The 22437-nt window shown below is 49.3% G+C and carries 22 protein-coding genes; 5 read left to right on the top strand and 17 right to left on the bottom strand.

Annotated features, from left to right (window positions below; all coding sequences use genetic code 11):
- Positions 1-81 precede the first annotated feature (81 nt).
- From PPG34_RS06325 to uppS, 14 genes are all read right to left on the bottom strand, one after another.
- Complete coding sequence (locus tag PPG34_RS06325; protein ID WP_313832307.1) at positions 82-1464, bottom strand: sigma-54-dependent transcriptional regulator; 1383 nt, start codon at positions 1462-1464, stop codon at positions 82-84.
- Complete coding sequence (locus PPG34_RS06320) at positions 1451-2245, bottom strand: hypothetical protein (RefSeq protein WP_313832306.1); 795 nt, start codon at positions 2243-2245, stop codon at positions 1451-1453. The genes PPG34_RS06325 and PPG34_RS06320 overlap by 14 nt, the downstream gene beginning before the upstream one ends.
- Positions 2235-3743: a sensor histidine kinase gene (locus PPG34_RS06315; RefSeq protein ID WP_313832305.1), complete on the bottom strand. Its 1509-nt coding sequence runs from the start codon at positions 3741-3743 to the stop codon at positions 2235-2237. Before PPG34_RS06315 ends, PPG34_RS06320 begins: the two co-directional genes overlap by 11 nt.
- A 209-nt stretch (positions 3744-3952) precedes the next feature.
- Positions 3953-5176 (bottom strand): bifunctional glutamate N-acetyltransferase/amino-acid acetyltransferase ArgJ, encoded by a 1224-nt coding sequence (gene argJ / locus PPG34_RS06310; protein WP_313832303.1) that lies wholly within the window; start codon positions 5174-5176, stop codon positions 3953-3955.
- 48 nt (positions 5177-5224) lie between these two features.
- On the bottom strand, positions 5225-6307 hold the full coding sequence (argC, locus tag PPG34_RS06305; RefSeq protein ID WP_313832302.1) for an N-acetyl-gamma-glutamyl-phosphate reductase: 1083 nt from the start codon (positions 6305-6307) through the stop codon (positions 5225-5227).
- A gap of 95 nt (positions 6308-6402) precedes the next feature.
- On the bottom strand, positions 6403-6795 hold the full coding sequence (gene rpsI / locus PPG34_RS06300; protein WP_313832301.1) for a 30S ribosomal protein S9: 393 nt from the start codon (positions 6793-6795) through the stop codon (positions 6403-6405).
- A 56-nt stretch (positions 6796-6851) separates the two neighbouring features.
- Positions 6852-7277, bottom strand: a complete 426-nt coding sequence (gene rplM / locus PPG34_RS06295) for a 50S ribosomal protein L13 (protein WP_313832300.1) — start codon at positions 7275-7277, stop codon at positions 6852-6854.
- A 35-nt stretch (positions 7278-7312) separates the two neighbouring features.
- A complete protein-coding gene (locus PPG34_RS06290; RefSeq protein ID WP_313832299.1) occupies positions 7313-7789 on the bottom strand; it encodes a bifunctional nuclease family protein in 477 nt (158 codons plus the stop codon).
- Positions 7789-8244, bottom strand: coding sequence for a bifunctional nuclease family protein (locus tag PPG34_RS06285; RefSeq protein ID WP_313832298.1), 456 nt, complete (start codon positions 8242-8244; stop codon positions 7789-7791). Before PPG34_RS06285 ends, PPG34_RS06290 begins: the two co-directional genes overlap by 1 nt.
- Positions 8245-8411: 167 nt before the next feature.
- Positions 8412-10133 carry a proline--tRNA ligase gene (locus tag PPG34_RS06280; RefSeq protein WP_313832297.1) on the bottom strand — a complete coding sequence of 574 codons (1722 nt, stop codon included), beginning with the start codon at positions 10131-10133 and terminating at the stop codon, positions 8412-8414.
- Between the two features lie 119 nt (positions 10134-10252).
- Positions 10253-11617 (bottom strand): RIP metalloprotease RseP, encoded by a 1365-nt coding sequence (gene rseP, locus PPG34_RS06275; protein ID WP_313832296.1) that lies wholly within the window; start codon positions 11615-11617, stop codon positions 10253-10255.
- 34 nt (positions 11618-11651) lie between these two features.
- On the bottom strand, positions 11652-12812 hold the full coding sequence (locus PPG34_RS06270; RefSeq protein WP_313832295.1) for a 1-deoxy-D-xylulose-5-phosphate reductoisomerase: 1161 nt from the start codon (positions 12810-12812) through the stop codon (positions 11652-11654).
- Between the two features lie 17 nt (positions 12813-12829).
- Positions 12830-13705: a phosphatidate cytidylyltransferase gene (locus tag PPG34_RS06265; protein ID WP_313832294.1), complete on the bottom strand. Its 876-nt coding sequence runs from the start codon at positions 13703-13705 to the stop codon at positions 12830-12832.
- Between the two features lie 8 nt (positions 13706-13713).
- Positions 13714-14511, bottom strand: coding sequence for a polyprenyl diphosphate synthase (uppS, locus tag PPG34_RS06260; RefSeq protein ID WP_313832293.1), 798 nt, complete (start codon positions 14509-14511; stop codon positions 13714-13716).
- A gap of 472 nt (positions 14512-14983) precedes the next feature.
- Between uppS and tldD the strand changes: the two genes are divergently transcribed.
- The 5 genes from tldD to PPG34_RS06235 all read left to right on the top strand — a co-directional run bounded on the left by tldD (position 14984) and on the right by PPG34_RS06235 (position 19524).
- Positions 14984-16417, top strand: a complete 1434-nt coding sequence (tldD, locus tag PPG34_RS06255; protein WP_313832292.1) for a metalloprotease TldD — start codon at positions 14984-14986, stop codon at positions 16415-16417.
- 86 nt (positions 16418-16503) lie between these two features.
- Positions 16504-17865 (top strand): TldD/PmbA family protein, encoded by a 1362-nt coding sequence (locus PPG34_RS06250; protein WP_313832291.1) that lies wholly within the window; start codon positions 16504-16506, stop codon positions 17863-17865.
- Between the two features lie 79 nt (positions 17866-17944).
- Positions 17945-18214, top strand: coding sequence for a hypothetical protein (locus PPG34_RS06245; RefSeq protein ID WP_313832290.1), 270 nt, complete (start codon positions 17945-17947; stop codon positions 18212-18214).
- A 24-nt stretch (positions 18215-18238) separates the two neighbouring features.
- Positions 18239-18721 (top strand): hypothetical protein, encoded by a 483-nt coding sequence (locus PPG34_RS06240; RefSeq protein WP_313832289.1) that lies wholly within the window; start codon positions 18239-18241, stop codon positions 18719-18721.
- 170 nt (positions 18722-18891) lie between these two features.
- Positions 18892-19524: a lysophospholipid acyltransferase family protein gene (locus PPG34_RS06235; RefSeq protein WP_313832288.1), complete on the top strand. Its 633-nt coding sequence runs from the start codon at positions 18892-18894 to the stop codon at positions 19522-19524.
- Between the two features lie 19 nt (positions 19525-19543).
- On the opposite strand, the gene PPG34_RS06230 is transcribed toward PPG34_RS06235, so the two are convergent.
- Genes PPG34_RS06230 through hpnD form a run of 3 tightly spaced genes read right to left on the bottom strand, consistent with a single transcriptional unit; the run spans position 19544 to position 22402 of the window.
- Positions 19544-20155 carry a uracil-DNA glycosylase gene (locus tag PPG34_RS06230; RefSeq protein WP_313832287.1) on the bottom strand — a complete coding sequence of 204 codons (612 nt, stop codon included), beginning with the start codon at positions 20153-20155 and terminating at the stop codon, positions 19544-19546.
- 34 nt (positions 20156-20189) lie between these two features.
- Complete coding sequence (locus PPG34_RS06225; RefSeq protein WP_313832286.1) at positions 20190-21512, bottom strand: FAD-dependent oxidoreductase; 1323 nt, start codon at positions 21510-21512, stop codon at positions 20190-20192.
- Entirely contained in the window at positions 21509-22402 is an 894-nt protein-coding gene (gene hpnD / locus PPG34_RS06220; protein ID WP_313832285.1) for a presqualene diphosphate synthase HpnD, read from the bottom strand. Before hpnD ends, PPG34_RS06225 begins: the two co-directional genes overlap by 4 nt.
- Between the last annotated feature and the right edge of the window lie 35 nt (positions 22403-22437).

Genomic DNA, 22437 nt, shown 5'->3' with positions numbered 1-22437 from the left:
TATAGCTAAATTATTTGTGGTACTACTAGGGGCAGGAAAATGATCGACGGGCCAAGGGAGGAAATTGTTTATTTCACGTTATTATGAGGATGAATCAGATTGGTTGGCAGGATACAAGTGATACTTTTTTAAAAGTTTGTAAAAGTCTGAACGGTATCTTCCAGCAATTTGAGAGGCGCGTGAGATATTTCCCTCGGTAATCTCCAGTAATGATTTCAGGTAGTCTCGTTCAAATGATTCCTTTGCTTCTGTAAGTGGCACAAGCGTCCCTTTACCAGAATGGCGGACAATGGGTAGCAGGTCTGGGGTAATCATATCCTGTGAGGCCATAATGACCGCGTGTTCAACAACATTTTCTAGCTCTCGAATATTACCCGGCCAGGAGTAGACCGTTAATTTTTGCAAGGCATCGGGGACGAATCCTCTAATGGCTTTATTTGCGCGGGCTGCACTTTTTTTCAGAAAGTGTTGAGCTAAGGAAGGAATATCTTGCCTTCGTTCGCGGAGTGGAGGCAAGGCAATAGGGACCACCTGGATGCGGTAAAATAAGTCCTCTCGAAACCGGCCTTCCTGAACCGCCACATTCAAATCTTGATTGGTAGCTGTAATTAACCGGACGTCAATTTTCGTGGGGTGACGGGCGCCAATGGGTAATACTTCCCGTTCCTGAATGGCTCGAAGAAGTTTTCCCTGAAGCGCGAGAGGCATTTCCCCAATCTCATCCAGGAATAAGGTGCCACGATGTCCAGTTTCGAAGAGTCCGGTCTTGGATTGATACGCTCCGGTAAAAGATCCTTTCGTATGCCCAAACAATTCACTTTCAAATAAAGAGTCCGGGATGGCAGCGCAATTGACACCCACGAAGGGGCCGGAAGCGCGAGAACTATTGCAGTGTAGGACACGAGCAATGACTTCTTTGCCGGTCCCGGTTTCTCCGACAATGCAGACTGAGGCATTGGTATCGGCAACCCGGCTGACTTGTTGAAGAATGGCCTGCATTTGTGGGCTCCGAGCTACGACATTTTCCATGCCATACAGTTCATTTACCAGCATTTTTAATCGATGAATTTCTTGCGTCATGCGCTTTTGTGATAAAGCTTTATCAATACAGGCATGGAGTTCCTTATCATCGAACGGTTTGGTCAGATATGAATAGGCTCCCTTTTTCATAGCTTCCACAGCATCAGGAATGCAGCCGTGGGCGGTGAGGATCAAAACAGGAAGGGCGGGGTGGAGCTGCAGCAATTCTTCCATAACGGTGAGCCCACTCATGTCCGGCATTCGAACATCTAGAATCGCAAAGTCAAAGGGTGCATCCTGAAAATGGGTAATGGCGGCTTTGCCGTTTGAACAAGTGGTGACATCGAAGCCAAACGAGGTCAAGCGCATGCGAAGCAATGTCAAGAGACCTTCATCATCATCTACGACAAGAATGCGTTCCAAGGTGGATTTAGGGGTGGTCACGAGGTTCCTCCTTTGGAGGCAAAATTGTTTCAGATGGAGTCGTGGGAGGTGCTTTTTCTTTGAGTTCTTGATCGATCCGTCGGAGAGCATCAAGTTGGCTGGTGAGCTCGGTCACTTTTTTATTGCGTTGCTGTAATTGTTTTTGAAGCGATTGTATCGAGGCAGATTCAGATTTAAGGGTCGCCACTTCTTGAGAGAGTGCGTGAACTTGCTCACTTAGGGATTGTATTTTGGCATCATTCGCCATGAGGAGACTTTTCAGGTCTGGAGGCATCAATGTGTCTGGAGAGGGACTTTCGAGGAGGCCAAGGTCTCGTTGGAGTAAGGCTTGGATGAGTTCTCGGTTGATCTCTTGTGCGGATGTTGGCTGAGATTTAGCGGCACGAATCTCATCTAATAGCCAAAGCCAAACTCGACTTGCCTGACTGAGGCGATGTTGTGGCGAGGATTCCACCACTTTTTGAAAGTGGTAACTGGCGGCTTCTTGATTCGTATGCAGGGTGGTTAATGCTTTCAAAAAATGGGCTTGGTTGCAATCTTCGGGTTTTCGACATTGGGACAATTGTTTATCCGCGCGTGACTCAAGCCCATGGAGGAATGTAGTATCTTGGGGGTTTGGAGTCAGCATGGTGGCTGAAGACAGAGATGCCTGGTTGCCAAAAGAATCTGTGTTGAGCGTATAGGGTGGAAATTCTTGACACCCGGTTCCTCCTATCAAGATTATAATGGTCAGGAAGACCTCTTGAATCGTAAAAGGGATGGGGGAAAGTTTATGAGGCATGAACCTTTTCCTCCACTGTTTCAGCTGGAAGCGTGATTTGCACGATGGTGCCTTTTCCTAGGGCACTATCAATCCAAATTTCTCCCTGATGGGCTTCGACGACTTTTTTCGCCAAAGCGAGGCCAATTCCACTTCCAAATCTGGCTCCTCCATCAGGGGTTCTTCCTTGGTAAAACCGTTCAAAAATATGAGGGAGATCTTCCGGAGGAATCCCGGGTCCCTTGTCTTGAACGCTAATAGCGGTGAGATGTGAGGCAGACTCATGCCGAAGTGTAACCAGTATAGGTGATCCGTTTGGGCTAAATTTCAAGGCATTAGACAGTAAGTTTTCCAACGCCTGTTCAATCCGAATGCTGTCGAGTGACAAGCTATGATTGGGAGGGAGCTGGTTATCAATACTGAGGGAAATTTGTTTTCGCTCGGCGAGAAATTGTACTTTGTCTACGGTTTGCTGAACGAGTTGGGTCAACAATGTTGGGGTAAATGAATATGCCATCATATTGGCTTCCATTTTAGAAAGATCCAGCAACGTGGCGATCAGTTGGTTTAGGCGTTGAGTGCTATCGAGCAGGATGGAGAGCGTTTGATGCTGTTCTGGAGTCAAAGGGCCGGGGACCTGGTCCAAGAGAAGCTGAGTTCCTTCTCTGATTGACGTGAGCGGAGTACGCAGTTCATGAGAAATATTCGCCAGAAATTCCGTTTTCATCTGATCAAGTTCCTGCAATTGGGTTCCCATCCAATTCACTGTACCGACTAACTCTCTCAGTTCTTGAGGGACTTCTCCCTGAACGGAGGCCGAAAAATCACCTCGTCCAATTTCGCGAATTTGTCTTTGGACTCGTCGTAAGGGTCGTAAAATACTGAAGGTGGCAATTCCCGCTAAGCCCATTCCAAACAGCACGCCGGTGACCATTAATTGACGCGTAATGTTTTCTGCCTGCTTGGCTCGTTTATGAGAGTCGCTGAGTACTGTGCTGATCTGCTGTTCATGTAGCGCGATGTAGGATTGGGTGGAAGCCGTCATAGAATCGATGAGGGCGTCTCGGTTTCTTTCATATTGGGCCAAGTTTTTAGTGAATCGGCCCCCGCGCTCTACTCCCTCGCTCAGAAATAAGGTCTGGAATTGGTCATGGGCCAGTTGGATTTGTTGAAGCAGGGCTTGGCCTTCTTTGGAAGGATCCTGTTCGACCAGGGAAATTAAGGTTTTTTTAAATTGGCCGGCTTCCTGTAGAAATTCTTTTAAAAGACTCGTATCTCGCAATACGAGGTATTGCTTGTCGCTTTTCAGTTGAACGAGCAAACTCGTAATCAGGCGTTTGGCTGTCTCTACCGTTGGATAGTGGTAGGAGACTAATTCCGTGCCTAATTCCGATAATGTGCGCAGTTGGCTTAATATGAACCAGTTGACTCCAATTACCAAAGTCATGATGGTCAGGTATCCCAGGGTGAGACGAACAAAAATCGAGAGTTTTGCAATCTGGTTCCACACTCGCAACATAATGTTTCCAAGGATTGCACTTCAGCGAAAGTGCACGATTCTATTCGTAGACTGTCAAAATTGATGTGATCCAAGTCATACTTTTTAAGATTTTTCCAGGTCGAGGCGTGGCAGAAATAGGGTACGAGGTAGGCGTATCGGTCTGGCCCGTTTATCCTCAGGTCTCAGGTGAAATTTTGAGGGGAAAAGTCTTTGGTGAGAAAAAATACTTAAGTAGTGTAAGAGGCGTTAATTTTGACATATTCGTAGGAAAGGTCGGTGGTCCACAGGCGATGACGGCCCGCTCCCTTTCCAATCGAGACCCAAAGTGTCAATTCTTTTTTACGCATGACCTTTTGGGCACGTGCATCGGCTTGGTCGCTGACCCGTTGTCCTCCCTGAACAACAATGATTTCATCAAACATTAGAGTAATATTGTTAGGGTCCAGAGGGACGCCGGCCCGACCAATGGCCGCAATGATACGGCCCCAATTCGGGTCTTCGCCAAACAATGCGGTTTTGACGAGCATGGAAGTCGCAATGGTCTGAGCAATTTGTTTAGCTTGGGGGTTGGATTGCGTGCCTTCCACAATAATGGTGACCAGTTTCGTGGCTCCTTCGCCATCCCGGCAAATTTGAAGGGCTAAGGATTCGCAGGCACGCTGGATTAGGCTGGCGAAAGCGTGCCACTCGGAGGTTCCATGGGTAATCACGGGGTTGTTGGCAAGGCCATTAGCGAGACAAAGCACGGTATCATTGGTGCTGCTATCGCCATCCACAGAAATGGCATTAAACGAAAGATCTACGGCTTCGGTGAGTCCACGCTGGAGGGCCTGCGGCGTGATCGCGGCATCGGTTGTGAGGTAGGCTAACATGGTGGCCATATTGGGATGAATCATCCCCGACCCTTTCGCCATTCCGCCGACGGTAATTACATGCTTGCCAATTTTTGCTTGGCAGGCAAATTCTTTGGATTTTGTGTCGGTGGTCATAATGGCTTTGGCCGCCTTCGTATGTCCGGAGCGTCGGACTTGTTTTACCAGATGGGGAATCGCGTTGCGTAATATTGGCATGGGAAGTGCTCGTCCAATCACACCGGTTGAACCAATAAAAACTGTTGATTTCGGGATCCCAAGATGTCGTGCCGTTAAGGTTTGAACTTCTTTGGCATTGGTCATTCCTTGTGTGCCTGTACAAGCGTTTGCATTGCCGCTATTGACGACGATGGCCTGCCCCATACGCTTTTTAAGAAGCTGTTTGTTGACGACAACCGAAGCGGCCAAGATTTGATTTTTCGTAAACACCCCTGCGATTGGGCCTGCTCGTTCCGATAGAACTAATGCAAGGTCTAAGGCGGAACGTGGTTTTATCCCTGCATGGATACCTACCGCGGTAAAGCCCTTTGGTGCGGTGACCCCGCCTTTAATGTTTTTGATCGATAAGGTTTTTTGCATTTTTTTACAAGCCCTGATTGTCTGATGTTCGGGGAATGGGAGAATGTGCTACGGGAAAATCCCTGGTGAAGTCAACCCGGTGTCTTCAGGATATCCCATCATAAGATTCATCGATTGAATCGCTTGGCCTGCAGCGCCTTTTACGAGATTGTCTATTGCCGCTACGGTAATAATATTGCCGGTGCGGGAGTCTGCCAAAATCGCGATGTCGCAAAAGTTTGATCCACGCACCTGGTTTGGACTGACTTGGGTGGATTCCTCTCGAATTCGAATAAATCGTTCATTTCGATAGAATCGGCGATACAAATCCTGGAGTGCTTTGGTGGTGATGGGTTTGGTCATTTTTCCATAGGCGGTGCTGAGGATTCCTCGATTCATAGGCGTGAGGTGGGGAGTGAACATAACGGTTAATGGTTTGGCTCGCCCTTTGGCTCGAACAGATGTTTTTCCATAGACATTATTGAGCTCTTGTTCGATTTCCGGGGTGTGGCGATGTTGCCCAATTTTATAAGCGGTCATGGAATCGTGGGCTTCCGGAAAATGATAAGGTAGGGCTGGACTCCGGCCAGCTCCCGAGATCCCTGATTTGGCATCGATGACAATGGAATCCGGTTTAAGGATTCGTTTTGACAGAAGAGGTGCCAATTGAAGAATGGCTGCTGTGGGGTAGCATCCGGGAACGGCCACAAGCTTGGTGCGTGATATTTTGGTGCGATGGAGTTCTGGCATACCATAGACGGATTGTCGCAAGAGATGGGGCGAAGAATGAGAGACCCCGTACCATTTTTCATACGTTTTCTGCTCGCATAATCGATAATCTGCGCTTAAATCAATGACTCGCTTTTTGGCCTTGATACAATGCGCGACGGGTTCAATCGATTTCGTGTGAGGTAAGGCCATGAACACGAGATCGGCGGATTGTGTAACCTTTGGCAGATCCATAGGCTGAAACACGAGTGAACAAAAGGTTTCAAGGTTGGGAAAGTGGGAAGAAACGGGGAGCCCTACGGCTTTGTCTCCCGTGACAATTTTGACCTTAACGTATGGATGTTGCGCCAGTAGTCGAAGAAGTTCCCCCCCGGTATACCCACTACCTCCGAGAACGGCGATGTTAATTCGTGATTTTGCCATAAGCGTGGAACGTTATCCCTGGGAAACTGGTGAATGAAAAAAGGGAAGACCATATGGCCTTCCCTTTTTGTGAAAAGTGTACAGCCTGAGCAAACTTAGCGTTTGGAATATTGGAATAGGGCTCGTGCGCCTTTTTGCCCGTATTTCTTTCTCTCCTTGACTCTAGGATCGCGAGTCAGCATACCCTCTTTCTTTAGGGGAGTCCGAAATTCGGGGTTGGCCTGAATGAGGGCTTTTGCAATAGCATGACGCAACGCTCCAGCTTGTCCAGAAACGCCACCGCCACGAACCGAGGCACGGATTTGAAACTGCCCAAGCGTATGGGTTTTTTCTAGGGGTGATTCAACCCGAACACGATGGGGGCCAAGCGTGAAGTAATGTTCCAGACTTCGACCATTGACCGTAATTCCGCCCTGACCTGGTTCTAGCCAAGCTCGAGCAATTGCATACTTTCGTTTTCCCGTTGCATATTGACGCTGACTTGCCATGCATCTGCCTTTCTAAAGTTGATGAATCTCGGTTTGCAGGTTTTGCGGGTTCTGAATCAAGACCACGGCTCAGGGTTTTGTGCCGAATGGGGATGGTCGGATCCAGCGTAGATACGGAGTTTTCTGGCCATCTGCTTGCCTAAGGGTGTTTTAGGAAGCATCCCCCGAATGGCTTTATTAACGACTTCAGTAGGTTTTTTAACCATGAGGCGTTCAGCCGAAATGGACTTTAGTCCTCCCGGGTAGCCTGAATGATTATAGTAGGTCTTGGTTTTCATTTTTTTCCCAGTTAACCGGACTTCCTTGGCATTGACGACTATCACATGATCACCCGTATCAACATTGGGAGTGAAAGTGGGTTTGTGTTTGCCTCGGAGCAGCGTGGCTGCCTGGGTAGCCAATCGTCCAAGGGTGGCGCCTTTGGCATCCAGAATATGCCACCGCCGAGTGACTTCGAGAGGCTTCGCTTGAAAGGTACGCATTAGTGCTTCTCCATTCGAGTGCTTGAAAAAATCATCTAAACTTCAGTCTGCCCAAATTGTTGAGGGTCTAGTTTGGCAAGCCAGGCATCTAGATTGTCTCCACCCCGGCGTTTTAATACATCCTGGGTGACGTAAATCGGACTTTTGGCCCGTAATGCAATAGCGATGGCATCACTCGGCCTCGCGTCTACCGTTCTTTCTAACCCATTGGATAGCAAATGTACAGTGGCAAAATAGGTGTTATTTTTCACATCGGTGACCACAATATGGCTTATGGTCATTCCGAGATGATCTGTCAGGCTGGTGATAAGATCGTGACTCATGGGACGTGGCGGAACAATCCCTTCCAGGGCCAATCGAATTGACGTTCCTTCTGCTGTTCCCACCCAAATCGGCAATACATCGGCATTCGTCTCATCGCGCAATACCACGATTTGAGTATCAGTGTTGGGATCAACCAAGACCCCATGAACCTTCAGCGGGACAAGATCAGTATTTTGTTCAACGCTCATTATGTTTCGGATTTTCCAAAATCTTCGGGTTTGAGATTTTCAAGCCACCGTTCAAGTTCTTCGGAATTTTGTTTCCGGAGGACCTCTTCCGTGGTGAAAATTGGCGCTTCCGCACGAAGGGCAAGGGCGATGGCATCACTTGGACGGGAATCGATGGAATACTCAGAGTCGCCGTACCAAAGATGGATTTTGGCAAAATAGGTATTGTCTTTTAAGTCGGTGACGACGGCGCTTAATACCTTGGCGTCGATGTTGTCGAGAATCGCTTTCATGAGGTCATGAGTCATTGGTCTTGGGGGAGCGATGCTTTCTAGGGCAAAGCTAATGGCGCTGGCTTCTGACTTTCCGACCCAAATTGGTAGCATATCAGAATTTTGTTCATCACGAAGTATCACGATGTAGGCATTATTATAAGGGTCAAATAATAGACCCCGCACATTCATTTGCGTAATCATTCAACGTCGCCCATAGGTTTACACACTTTCCCTTTAAATTTCGTAAGCTAGCATCCCATTATTTCTTTTGTCAACGTAAGTCCGAGATTCTAAAGGAATTACTGGCGTCATTTTTTTTGACCCAACCCCGATCAAAGAACAAAGGGACTTGGATCGCAGACGTATAGCTACACCCTCGGGAGTTGAAACTGGGCAAGTTGTTCATTCATGTAGGCCAGAACCCTGGACGGTTCGATTTTTACGACTTCTCCTGTTCGCCGATGTTTGATCTCAATCGTACCATTTTTTAACCCCTTATCACCAATAGTGACGTGATAGGGAGCCCCGATCAAGTCGGCATCATTAAATTTAACTCCTGCCCGTTCGTCCCGATCATCCCATAACACCTCAATTCCGGCATCGGTAAAGGAGTGATACAGAGATTTGGTAGTTTCCTGCACCATTTCTGAATTAGTAACAGGAAGTAAATGTACGTGAAACGGAGCAATTTGAACGGGCCAGATCATCCCTTTGGCGTCGTGGCCTTGTTCAATAGAGGCCGCTGCGGTTCGACTGACGCCAATGCCATAGCATCCCATAATGGCTAGAGTGTCTTTTCCTTGGTCGTCCAGAAATGTCGCGTCCATGGCTTGGCTATATTTGGTGCCGAGGAGGAACACATGTCCAACCTCAATGCCTTTTGCAGCCACTAAAGGAGCCTGACTTCGAGGGGAAGGGTCGCCAGCTTGGGCCTGTCGTAGATCGGCGAAAGTATCCACGGTAAAATCACGATCCCAATTGGCATTCAGGAGGTGAGTATCTTGTGCATTTCCACCGACGATAAAATTTTTCATTGCCCGAATGGCATGATCCGCCACAATCTTTACACCCTTCAGTCCTACCGGACCAGCAAATCCTACGGGGGCGGAAGTGGCTTTGGTCACGGTTTCAGCATCGGCAAGTGTCACCGCTGCCGTGTTCAACAAACGAGAGATTTTAATATCATTGCCTTCGTGATCACCTCGCACCAACACGGCGACGATCTCCCCTTCCCTCGTCTGATAAAGAAGAGTTTTGACTAATTTGGCAGGAGTCACTTGTAAAAACTGGCAGACATCCAAAACGGTTTTCATCTCAGGAGTGTGTTTGGTTTCGAGTGGTAACGGGTTCTCCGTTGAAGGGCTGGCCGGCGGGAGGACTTCCGCGCGTTCCACATTGGCAGCGTAGGTGCCCTCTTCCTCATACAAAATTGTTTCTTCACCAGTTTCTGCGAGAACCATAAATTCATGCGACATGGTACCGCCAATCATTCCATTGTCTGCTTCGACTGGGCGAAAGTTAAGCCCGCATCGAGTGAAAATTCGTTCGTAAGCCTCATACATTTTTTGATAGCTCACGCGGGCGCTCTCCTCATCGCGGTCAAAGCTGTAAGCATCTTTCATGATGAATTCCCGTCCGCGCATGAGGCCAAACCGTGGACGAATTTCGTCACGGAATTTGGTTTGGATTTGGTAGCAGTTCATTGGCAACTGTCGATATGAGTTGACCTCTCGCCTAAAGAGGTCGGTGATGACTTCTTCGTGCGTGGGGCCAAAACAAAAGTCTCGTTCATGGCGATCCTGACAGCGGAGCAATTCTTTTCCATAAAATTCCCATCGGCCGGTTTCGCGCCAAAGTTCTGCGGGAGAGAGAATTGGCATGAGAATTTCTTGAGCCCCGGCACGGTTCATTTCTTCCCGAATAATATTTTCAATTTTTTTAAGGACACGAAGCCCCAAGGGTAAATAAGTGTAAATCCCTGCGGCGACTTTTCGAATCATCCCTGCTCTGAGCATGAGTCGATGGCTGACAACTTCGGCCTCACCAGGGTCTTCGCGAAGTGTCGGAATGAGGACTTGTGAGGTGCGCATAATGAGGAGGACCTTATGTCAATGAAAGTGGATAATAAAGATGGTGCTCAGCGTCGTGAGTTTTTCTGTTATCGTGAGAAGAGAGGGCTGTTGTCAAGCAGGGAAAAGATAGAAGGGGATTATTGAAGAAGTCGTTGGATATCATTGAAAAAGGCAAAAATCATAATGCTAAACAGCAACACCAATCCCACTTGCTGAGCAAACTCACGCTGACGTTCTCCCAGCGGGCGACGTAAAATGGCTTCGCAGGCAAAGAAAAAGAGGTGACCACCATCCAAGATTGGAATTGGGAGAAGGTTGAGGATCCCGAGATTAATGCTCAAGATCGCGACCAGAAACGCCACATCGGCAATGCCGTGTTCCGCAGCCGTTCCCGAGGCGCTCGCAATCATGATGGGGCCACCCAAATGTTTGGAAGAAATTTCTCCCGTGAACATTTTATAAATGCCCACCACTGTGAGTTCCGACCAACCCCATGTGGCCCGAATCCCCTGGAACAAAGCGGTGAGGGGAGATTCCGCACGAACGACAGAACGTCCTGGTCCGGTGATGCCAATTTTTCCAACTTCCACCGGCAGATCATCCTCGGTGGTCTGTTGGGCCTCTGGAGTAATCGTGACCGTTACAATGGCACCATCTCGGTCCACAGTAAAAAGCAAGGGTAAATTTGGGCTTCCTCGAACGATTTGGGTCATTTGGGACCAGGTATGGATGGGAGTCTCGTCAATCTTGATGATGCGGTCATTTTCTAATAACCCCCCCACCATGGCAGGCATATCTGGCATTACCGAAGTGACCACGGGTTCGGCTTCTTCTATGCCGATCACATAAATGGGTTCATCCGTAGGGTTGGGGTCTAGGGGTTCGGGTGTGACCACAAATGTTTTGTGTTGCCCACTTCGTAGCACTTCCATTGTGAGAGGACGTCCATGACTGTCAGCTATTAGACCCAAAACATCATGTTTGGTGGAGATTTCTTGCTCGTTGATCAGTGTGACTTTATCGCCGACCTGGAGCCCGGCCACACTGGCCGGGGATTCGGCACGTATCGCCTCAATGGTGGGAGAAAGCTCTTCGAAGGTTGGGATGGGAAGGGGAGCCCCGGTTGCCAACCAGACGCAAAAAATTAGATAGCTCAACAAAAAATTAAATCCTGGCCCTGCTGCGACAATGAGCGAACGCTTCCATAATGGCTTGTGGACAAACGATTGTGCTTGCTCTTCAGCTGAGATGGATTCGCCAAGGTCTTCTCCAAACATTTTGACGTATCCGCCAAGTGGAATGAGCGAAACCAAATATTCTGTATCACCAATCTGACGACTTAGTAACTTTGGGCCAAAACCCAGTGAAAACTTTAACACCTTGACGCCGGCCCATCGGGCGACAATGAAGTGTCCATATTCGTGAAAGGTTACAAGGACGCCGAGGACGACCAAAAACCACCACAGTTTTTGTGCAATGACGTAGATAAAATCAGGGGACATAGCGTTACAGGGAAATCCGGTTAGTCGAGGACTTTCATGAAGCCAGGCTGTGGATGCACGATTCCGCCTTCTCTCGCGCCCATCGGTCTGCTTCAAGGGCGTCGTCCAGAGAAGTCAAGGTCTGAGGGTTTGCTGCATCCAAGGTTTTTTCAATCACATGGGCAATGTCGATAAACGTGATGCCATTGTTCAGAAAAGCATCGACGGCGATCTCATTGGCCGCATTTAAAACCGCTGGTAGCGTGCCTCCACCTTCAAGGGCTTCGTACGCCAAACGGAGGCAGGGAAAGCGTTTCGTGTCTGGTTGATAAAACGTCAATTTCCCATAGTTCCAAAGGTTTAAGGGCGGAGGATCTAACAGCACTCTTTCTGGAAAATTCATGGCATAGGAAATGGGAGTGCGCATGTCTGGTAATCCAAGTTGGGCCATCACGGACCCATCACAATATTCTACCAAAGAATGGATAATACTTTCTCGGTGCACGACAATATCAAGTTGAGAAGGAGGGCAATCGAAAAGCCAACGCGCTTCGATGACTTCGAGCCCTTTATTCATGAGTGTGGCTGAATCAATGGTGATTTTAGCACCCATATCCCAGTTGGGATGCTTGAGGGCCTTTTCCAGAGTGGCGTCCTTCATCTGTTCGTAGGTGAAGTCCCAAAAAGGGCCCCCCGAAGCTGTCAGAATGATACGCCGCACATCTTCCCGGCGATGACCTACCAAGGATTGGAAAATCGCGCTGTGCTCACTGTCGATGGGAAAAATGGGCTGCCCTTGCCGGTGGGCCTCCTCCTGCATCAGCTGACCGGCCATCACCATGGGCTCCTTATTTGCCAGAGCCACCCGTCGTCCGGCTTGAATGGCAGCGAGGGTGGGGACTAAACCGGCAGCACCCACAATCGCGGATATTACCAAATCACTTTCCGGGTGGCAGGCGACTTCTTTGATGCCCTCCGGGCCCTCCAAGACCTGAACGGTCGGATCATCCAGGCGGTCACGTAATCTTTTCGCGGCGGGAGCATCAGAGAGAGCGACGATTTTTGGCTTGAACATGCGGATCTGTTGTTCGAGTTTGTCGTCACTTTTTCCGGCGACCAAACCCAAGACCGAAAACTGGTCGGGAAACCGTTGAATAATGTCCAACGTGCTGGCTCCAATGGAGCCGGTAGAACCCAGGATAATGATCTGTTTCATGAATAATGCCTTTTGGATTAGGAGAAGGCTTCGGAGCCTTTCACGAGAACCATATAATAATAAAATGTAGGCACAGTGAGAAGCAGGCTGTCAATGCGGTCTAAAAATCCACCATGCCCGGGGATTAAGCTCCCCGAGTCTTTGGCTCCGGCCTGGCGTTTAAATGCGGATTCCGAAAGGTCTCCAACGGTGCCAAGAAGGGTCAAGACTATGCCTAATATGAGACCATCTGCTAGGGTAAATATCGGTAAAAACCAAAGACTCGCCAGCCATGCTATCAGGATCGCTCCAATCACACCACCCACCAACCCTTCGATCGTCTTTTTGGGGCTCAGAATTTGGGCCAACGGGCGAGACCCGAAACTTTTTCCCACAAAATAGGCTGCAGCATCTCCGCCCCACGTCACCAGTAAGACAAAAAATATTAAAAATGGGCCGTCCGAAAGTGTGCGAATCGTCAGAAAATGACCCAACGTGAAACTGATATAAAACACCCCGAATAAGAGCATGGGGATATTGCCGTAGGAAGGTGATGGCGCGATCCCTACTTGGAAGGCAATCAGCACAGCAAGAATCGCAATCAAGGCGGTGTGAAATCCTAGAAGATTTGGCCATTGTAGAGAGAGCAACATGATGCCGCCACCGAACAACCCAATGATCGAAGCTTGCTGGCGATCCTGAGGCGACAAGGTGAGCCCAAAAAATTCCCACATCGCCAAACACGACACTGCGGCAATAAGAAAAAAGAAAAAGATGGGAGGAAGGTGTCGGGTGAGGACATAGAACAAAGGAATAAACACCAGGGCGGAGTAAATACGTTTGGGATCAAATCGAGGTGGTAGGGCTTTCGGCGTTAGCGGTGGAGTCTCAGGTGTGATAGGTGAGGAGCCCACATCGGGTTTCACAAGGTGCTTTGGGGGGAAACGGCTTGGGTGACACGCCCAAACCGACGCTCTCGTTTTTGATAGTCCAGGAGGGCAATGAGCACCTCGCGTCGACGAAAGTCTGGCCAGAGGACTTTTGTAAAATACAATTCGGTGTAGGCAATTTGCCAGAGTAGGAAGTTGCTGATTCGAGCTTCGCCGCTGGTGCGAATCAGAAGATCAGGATCAGGGAGGTCTGCGGTCGTGAGATAGTGTTCAAATTGGCTTTCCGTGATGGGCCCAGAAATCTTGCCGGTCCTAGAGTCATCTAGCAGGTCATTGACGGCATCAAGAATTTCCGACCGGCCTCCGTAACTGAGAGCGACGGTAAGGATCCGATCCGTATAATGGGCCGTCTCGTTGGCAACTTCATGGACGAGAGCTTGAACCGCATCCGGTAACAAATGCAAACGGCCGATTGGCAAAAACCGCATTTTTCGATCTTGAAACGTTTGTCGTTCCTTCTGCAGAAATTGATCCAGGAGAGACATCAAGAGCGTAATTTCGGCTTTGGGTCGGTTCCAGTTTTCGTGGGAAAACGCGTAAATGGTGAGCATGGGAATATGCAGCTCATCGAACACATTGATGACTTCACGGAGAGCCGCGAGCCCTTCACGGTGTCCGGCAATGCGAGGAAGTCCCCGACCGGAAGCCCAGCGCCCATTCCCATCCATAATAATCGCCACATGGCGGGGCAGTTGATCAGCGTCAAGCCCCAACAGGAGTTCTTGCTCGGTGAGTTCTGATTGGATGTCGGCTGAAGAAGTAATATCCATTCCGTCCTGGAAAGACCTTACGTAGAAACGATCCCCTCAAGCGGAGGATGTCGCCTAAAAAAATAGTCTAATCGTGAAGTTGGGTATTGTCAATTGTTTCGCATCGGCATTTTCTTTCGTCCTTTTAAAAATATCTAAGGCGTGTGGGCTGTGATCTCTAGCACTTCGTCTCGTTTTGTCATCCTGGAGGTTTTTGCGAAGGATCTATCTTCCTCGCGTCAGATCAAAATCGTGAGGATTTTATAATTCTTTTGGTGATTATTCGTAGAGGGGAGGAATTATGATTTGACAGGACTTCGCCCCTGCAATCGACTTCCTTCATTTGCGAAACAAAAGGACATCGTCGAATGGTGATGAAACCCCATAAAAGTATTAATCCTTTTGAAAATTGCGCAGCCAAAACCCATCGGCTATACTCCATCCTGAGCCTTCAAAGTTCTAAACACTCCCCCAAACCTTATTTGGAGCACTCGTGGAACCACAAGTTGTTGACCTTGCCCATTTCTCGCTTCAGGAAAATGAAATTCAACATGCGCTGGGCCGAATGAAGGTCCAGGATGTCGATTATGCGGATATCTACATTGAATCGACCATCGCCGAATCAGTCTCCATGGAAGAGGGGATCGTCAAGCGGGCTGTGAAAAGCATTTCCCAAGGCGCGGGGGTTCGTGCCACGGCCGGTGAAAAAACCGGATTTGCCTATTCCGATGAACTATCGAAACGCGATTTAGAAATCGCGGCCGATACCGCTCGGTATATCGCGAATTCCCCTCAGGGTGATTCCCCAGTGCCGGTCACACACAATCCCCAACTTGCTCAAAACCTGTATCCTATCGACAAGCCTAATACCGAGATTGCCACCAAAGACCGGGTGGATCTTTTGAATATGATTGATGCAGAGGCCCGGAAATATGATCCACGGATCACGAAGGTCATGGCGTCTTTTAACTCTGAGCAAAAAGTGATGATGGTGGCTACCAGCGATGGCCTCATGGTGGGTGACGTGCAACCACTTTCAAGATTGCAAGTCACCTGTATTGCTGAAGAGGGTTCCAATCGGCAGGTGGGATCGTATGGCGGCGGGGGGCGCATTGGGTTTTCGTTTTATCACGAAGAAGATCGGGCTCGAGATTATGCGCGAGAAGCGGCCCGCCAAGCAATTTTAAACTTGAGCGCGGTAGATGCTCCTGCTGGTGTAATGCCTGTCGTTTTAGCGGGAGGCTGGCCAGGCATCTTATTGCATGAAGCCATTGGGCATGGACTCGAAGCCGATTTTAATCGCAGGAAAACCTCGGCGTTTAGCAATCTTCTAAGGCAACGGGTAGCTTCTGATGTGTGCACTATTGTCGATGATGGGACCTTGCCGTCGCGCAGGGGGTCCTTGAATATCGATGACGAAGGAACGCCCACGACGCGGACGGTGCTTATCGAAGATGGCATTTTGCGTGGCTATATTACGGATCGGCTCAATGCGCGGCTCTTGGGCATTCCCCTGACAGGCAATGGCCGACGTGAAGATTTTCGCAGCATCGTGTTGCCTCGCATGACGAATACGTTCATGCTCGCGGGAAAATCTGATCCAGAGGAAATTATTGGTTCCGTTAAGAACGGTCTGTACGCGACATCATTTGGGGGCGGGCAAGTGGATATTACGAATGGGAAGTTTGTGTTTTCCGCGAGCGAAGCCTACTTGATCGAAGATGGAAAGGTCACGAAGCCTGTGAAAGGCGCGACTCTCATCGGTAGCGGCCCGGAAATTCTGAAGCAGGTTTCCATGGTCGGCCATGACCTGAAGTTAGATTCTGGAATCGGCACTTGCGGAAAAGAGGGCCAATCCGTGCCTGTAGGTGTAGGATTGCCAACCATTCGGATTGACGAAATAACCGTGGGGGGAACTTCCGCTTAGTTTCCGTTGTTTAAAAATAACCCCATGCGAGATGTAGATTTTTTGTTCATCCTCACCTCCTATTTTCTTACCAAGGACCTACGATTATGACAGATTCCTCAGACCATCTTCGCCATGTGGCTGCTGATTTAATTGAAAGAGCCAAAACCCATGGGGTGACGAGTGCCGACGTGCTGGTGGCCGAAGGGGATTCCGTGTCGGTTCAAGTTCGGCTGTCGTCGGTGGATCGGCTGAGTAAGGCCAGGGAAAAAAGTCTCGGCATTCGGGTTTTTTTTGGCAAACGGTCGGCGAGTTCCTCGACCTCGGATTTCACTCCGAAATCTTTGGATCAGTTGGTGGCCGATACCTGCACCCTTGCTAAGGCCGTGGCCGAAGATGAGACCTCGGGCCTGCCGGATGCGGCGGCGATGGCCAGCGATCATCCCGAATTGGACTTATTTGACCCAACAACCTTGTCTATGGATGAAGAAATTTCGTTGGCCAGACGCGCGGAAGATGCGGCCATGGCTGCTGATGCTCGGATCACCAATTCAGAAGGGGCGGATTGCGCGTATGGGAACGGGTTAGTCGTGCTGGCCAATACTCATGGATTTCTTGATTCCCATCGCAGTTCACGATTTTCCTTATCCGTGACGCCCATTGCGGTGGATGAAAAAAATGGCGGTGGAATGCAGCGGGACTCATGGTACACGGTTCAGCGCAAGTATTCATTGCTCGATTCACCAGAGACCATCGGGCAAATAGCCGCGCAGCGAACCGTCCGACGCTTGGGCGCAAAAAAAGTAAGTACCCAACGGGTACCGGTCATATTTGATCCAGAAATGGCTGAGAGTTTGTTAGGCCATTTAGCAACGGCGGTCTCCGGATATTCACTCTATAAAGGCGCGTCCTTTCTCTTAGGACAATTGGGCCAACGGATTGCCCCGGAGTTTGTTTCGGTGATCGATGACGGACGGATGGTTGGGGGATTGGGATCGAGACCGTTTGATGGCGAAGGGTTGGCCACTCGAAAAAATGTGGTGTTGGATCGTGGCGTGTTGTCCAGCTATCTCTTGGATACCTATTCCGGGAAAAAGTTGGGAATGCCTTCCACAGGCAATGCCGCACGGAGTATCGGGGAAAATCCTTCTGTTTCCACCACGAACTTCTTTTTACAACCGGGCACGACGACTCCCAAAGAAATTATCGGGTCTGTAAAGCAGGGATTGTATGTGACGGAATTAATCGGGTTCGGCGTGAACATGGTGACCGGGGATTACTCGCGTGGAGCTTCGGGTTTTTGGATTGAAAATGGCGAACTTGCCTATCCGGTGGAAGAGGTGACCATCGCAGGGAATTTGAAGCGGATTTTCGAACAGATTGAAGTGATCGGTAATGATTTGGAATTTCGTGGCCGCATGGCAAGCCCTACCGTAAAAATTGCCGAGATGACAGTGGCCGGCAATTAGGTCAAGTCAAGATCGACAAAGTAGATTGCGCGGAACCGCAGCCTCCTGTAGCCTAGTATCCCACCATTGATTGACACCCGTGGCACGATTTACGTTAGAAGAGTTTTCAGAACGAAACCCGGAATTGGTGTATATCGCGGGTAATGTGGTGGATGCCGAACACGCGGAAACGGCATTGAGTGAACAGAACATTGATTATGCCATGAATATTGAAACTTACCAAAACCAGTCGTTCTTAGGGGGGACCTATCCCGGTGTATTTTTTTATGTACGGGAAGGTGATGCCCAACGAAGTCGGGAATGTCTGCAGACGCAGGGGTTCACCGATACTATTATTCCGGAATCTTGAAACCGATTTTTAGAGGAGTGACGAATGCCGCTTGATACTGAAGATGGAGCTAAGGCCTTACAATTAATTACCTCGCGCTATGATGCCAGAGAATGGCGGAAGAAAATCGAAAAAACTTTAAGTTTGCCGCAGAGTGGAATAGAGGATGACATACAGCGAAAAATCTTTCTGCATCTCAAACGGGCGTTGCAGGCCTATAAATCTCGACGTGCCGATGCACCTTCATGGATCGTTGGTGGGTATGCGACCAAAGAAGTTATTGATCGCGCCAAGCATCGTCCCGATGAAATTGATCCAACTTTCACGACAGAACAAGTGGCTTTTCTCGGGGTTGATCCTGGGGCGGATGTGGATCAAGTCTGGTGGGAAGACATGTTGGTGAAATGGTTTGAAGGTTCTGAGGAGGAACTGGAGGAATTACCTCCCCCGAATGAAGAGGGCGAAGATGCGGCGGAGGCTGCGACGGCAGATTCCGCGCCATCTGAGTCAGCAAAGAAATCTTTGTAATTTATAGTGTTAGTCGTTTTCCCTCACCATCGGTGGGGGGAAGGGCTCTTGCTCCGAACACTTGGCCGTGATTTTCCTCAGGCTAAAGTAGTGTGTTGGGAAAGGCCTTCTGGCAAGTTTCATCCTTTCAACAATTCCACGCACCGCGAGATGAGCATAGAGGTCGCGTCATGATGATCTCAGCCACCTGGGTGTATCCATTCCTCAAACATCTGAATTCCCTTGTTTGCCGAATCATGTACGGGGTCAAGCCCAGATCTCCAAGCCCTCTCCCTTCCCATGGCCCAGCCATTTTAGTCTCAGACCATTCAACTATGGGCGATCCATTGGTATTGCTGGCGACTGCCGGACGGCCCCTGCAATTTCTCATGGCCCATGAAATTTATGAGCGGTGGGGGACTCGATGGGTGTTTCGAGCGTTTCAGGTAATTCCGGTGCGCCGTGGGGCGCGGGACGTTGGGTCGATCCGTGCCATGATGCGCGTACTTGATCGTGGACACGTGGTGGCGTTATTTCCGGAAGGGGGCATCGATAATTTTCGAGATGAATCCGGACATCTCGGCGTGGCGTATCTGTCGGCGAAAACCGGCGTGCCGGTGATTCCAGTCTCGCTCCGATGGAAGGAGAAGCGGCCCGAGTCAATGTGGGGAACGATTTGCACTCCAGGTTCAGTAGTGGTGCGCTATGGAGAACCTCTCAGTTTTGCTCGAAATCCTACACCTCAACGCGATCAGCTAGAAGCAATGACCGCAAAAATTATGCAAAACATTAAGCGTTTAGGTGAGGCTGCGGACGTGGAATAAAACCAAAATTCAAGGCAGATTAAAATAAATCCATTTGAACAGGTGTGTTTGGCGCAGGGGGAGATGTTTCCGGTGCTGTGGTCATTTCATCGAGAACTTTCTTGAGCTTTTGAAAGTCTTCTCGAAGTGGGGTCATGAGATTTCCCTGGTGAAGAGCGGCGGCAGGGTGGAGAAGTGGAAAGAGGATAAACTCCGGTAGCCGAAACACTTGCCCGCGAACTTTCGTAATTCCAATTTTCTTTTCCAACAAGGTTTGCATGGCAAAGTTCCCGAGCGAGCATACGAGCTTGGGATTAATGAGTTGAATTTGCTGGAGGAGAAAAGGCTTGCAAGTTTCGATCTCGTCGGGTTGCGGATTGCGGTTATTGGGAGGCCGACACTTAATCACATTGGCAATGTAAATTTCCTCCCGCGAGAGCCCAACGGATTCTAATAATCCCGTCAAGAGTTTTCCTGCCGCGCCAACAAATGGCACCCCCTGTTTGTCTTCATGGAATCCTGGCGCTTCACCGACAAACATGATGGACGCATGAGGATTGCCTGTGCCAAAGACCACTTGCGTCCGTCCAGAAGATGCCAGACGGCAAGCTTGGCAATCTCGTAAAGAGTCATGGAGGTCAGCGAGTTTCATGGAGCCGAATCATAGGGAGCAGAATTCCTGATTGTCAATGACTCGCGAGTTGAGTCACGGCTTGTGCACACAAATCTCCACTACAAATTGCGCTTTCCAATTCACTCGTCGCATTCGTATCCGTCCAGCTTCCTGTAAGAAACAGATTGGAAAGCGGAGTGTGATTTGAGGGGCGAGAAGGGCTTACCCCAGGAGTCTGCGGGGTAAATCCCAATGATTGTCGTACCAAAGAATGTCCTCGAACACTCGGGACATGTAAATGGGGAATATATGCCGCCATGCCGTCGAGGTGTTGTAATGCCAAGGTCGTCAGGTGGTCGTCCGTCTGTGAGAAAAGGTCTTGGGCACCCAGGGAAACGCACGATACCAAGGTTGCCGGTTCCCCCGCAAAAAAAGTCCCGCGGCACAAAGTCCAGGCGAATGGGCCTGGATGCAGGAGAAAGCGGGGTGTCTTGATATTACCGTCTGCAAAAACATTAAAGGCTATAATCGGAGCAAATGTTTGCTGACTCATCTGATGAAACATTGCATACCGGGCGAGCAGTCGTTCAGAAAGCAAGGAAGTCAGCATCTTTGGAGGTAGTGCGCTCACGTACCAGTCTGCGGTGCGGATGGTGCCATCGGATAAACAGACGCCGCTGATCCTTTCGGAGGATACCTGCAAATGTTCGATGGCTGGAACTGGATGCTTTGTTACCCCCAGTTGCTCAAGTTGTTTATGGAGCGCTTGCGTGAGGGAGGAAATGAAATCCGGATATTCAGGGATGTGCGGCCTGTCATAGCTGGATTGAAAAAAAACTCGGGTGACAATGTTGGTGAAACTTCCCGCGCGAGTGTGAGACAGGCTGGCACCCAAGAGAAATCGACACAAAGGATTCCAAACGGCATTTTGAACGGGGAGGGGTTGCCCAATAGAGGTTAGCCAAGACTCAGCGCTTCGCAGGTCCAAAGAATTGGGTAAGGCCTCTTTCTTTTCCCAGACCTTTTCAATGTAATTCAGAAGATTCCATCGACGACTTACGGGCAAAGCCGAAAACTTTGCGATTCCCAAAAGAGTGCGCCATGGAGTTGGAAGTGGGGGATTCGGGAATTTCGCAGTTTGGGTAGTGGCCGTCATGAATTCCAATCCTAAGGGATCCCAGCGTGAATGACTCGTTGGAATTTCTAATTCCTGTCTTAGCGAGTCGGTATGTTTGTGTGGACCGTACCCTACAAATGGCATAGACCGAGCAACCTGTTCTTCCTCGGCACTTTCGGAGGCATAGAGAATGGTGACCTGAAATCCTGCCATACCTAATCTCCAAGCCGTAACTAATCCTGCTAGGGTATTGCCAAGGATGAGTACACGGGGGTTCATGGTCTGACGCTAAAACCATTGTTGAAGGAAGTCTGCAGCCAACTCTTGAGGGCGATAAGAATACGCAAGGGGGGGGATATTCGGATTCGGGATTCAAAGACCGCGTAGTTTGAAGATTGTATACGAGTCAATATTTTGAAATAAACGCCACGCATAATTTCGGCAGGAAGGAGCGATTTGCGATCGCTTTTGGGGAGTGTGTCATAGACGGCTTGGGCCTTCTGGTAAAACTCGTGCGCCCGATTCGCTTCGAATTTCATGAGTTCGAGAAATTGGGCTGAGCGTGTTTTCGTCAATAGCTCCTGTTCGGAATATTTGAATCTGGCCAAGTCTTCTTGGGGTAAATAGATGCGCTGGCGGTCGGAATCAGCGCCGACGTCCCGCAATATATTCGTGAGTTGAAACGCGACCCCAAGATTGATGGCATATTCTTGAGCCCGAGGGTCTTGTGTGCCAAACACTTTGAGACAGATTAATCCAACTATGGAGGCGACGCGGTAACAATAGGGATAAAGGTTCTCAAAGGTGGTATATCGTGTTTGGGTTAAATCCATCTCCATGCCGGTGACGAGTTCTTGGAGGTATTCTTCAGGAATGCCTAATCGCTTGACGTGTTCAGCCAGACTAATCGTGACAGGGTGGCGCGGCGTTCCTTGGTAAATTGCTTTGATCTCCTGACGCCACTGTGAAAGCTGTTCCTGGGGGTTGGTACCTGTAGGTGGGTGATCGACAGCATCATCCACTTCATGACAAAAAGTGTACACCGTATACATCGCCTCTCGGCGAAAGCGTGGAAGGAAAAAAAAGGAATAATAGAAGTTGCTTCCGCTGGCTTTGGTTTTTGCCGTGCAATAGGCCTGGGCTTCATCTGGGGTCATGGTGGGTGTCATGAATGTTATCGATGATTACACGAGGTGGAAAGATT

Origin of the sequence: Candidatus Nitronereus thalassa (assembly GCF_032191465.1) — a bacterium.
Lineage (GTDB): Bacteria > Nitrospirota > Nitrospiria > Nitrospirales > UBA8639 > Nitronereus > Nitronereus thalassa.
Note: the sequence above shows the minus strand (reverse complement) of the source record. Positions and strands in the feature narration are given on the sequence as shown.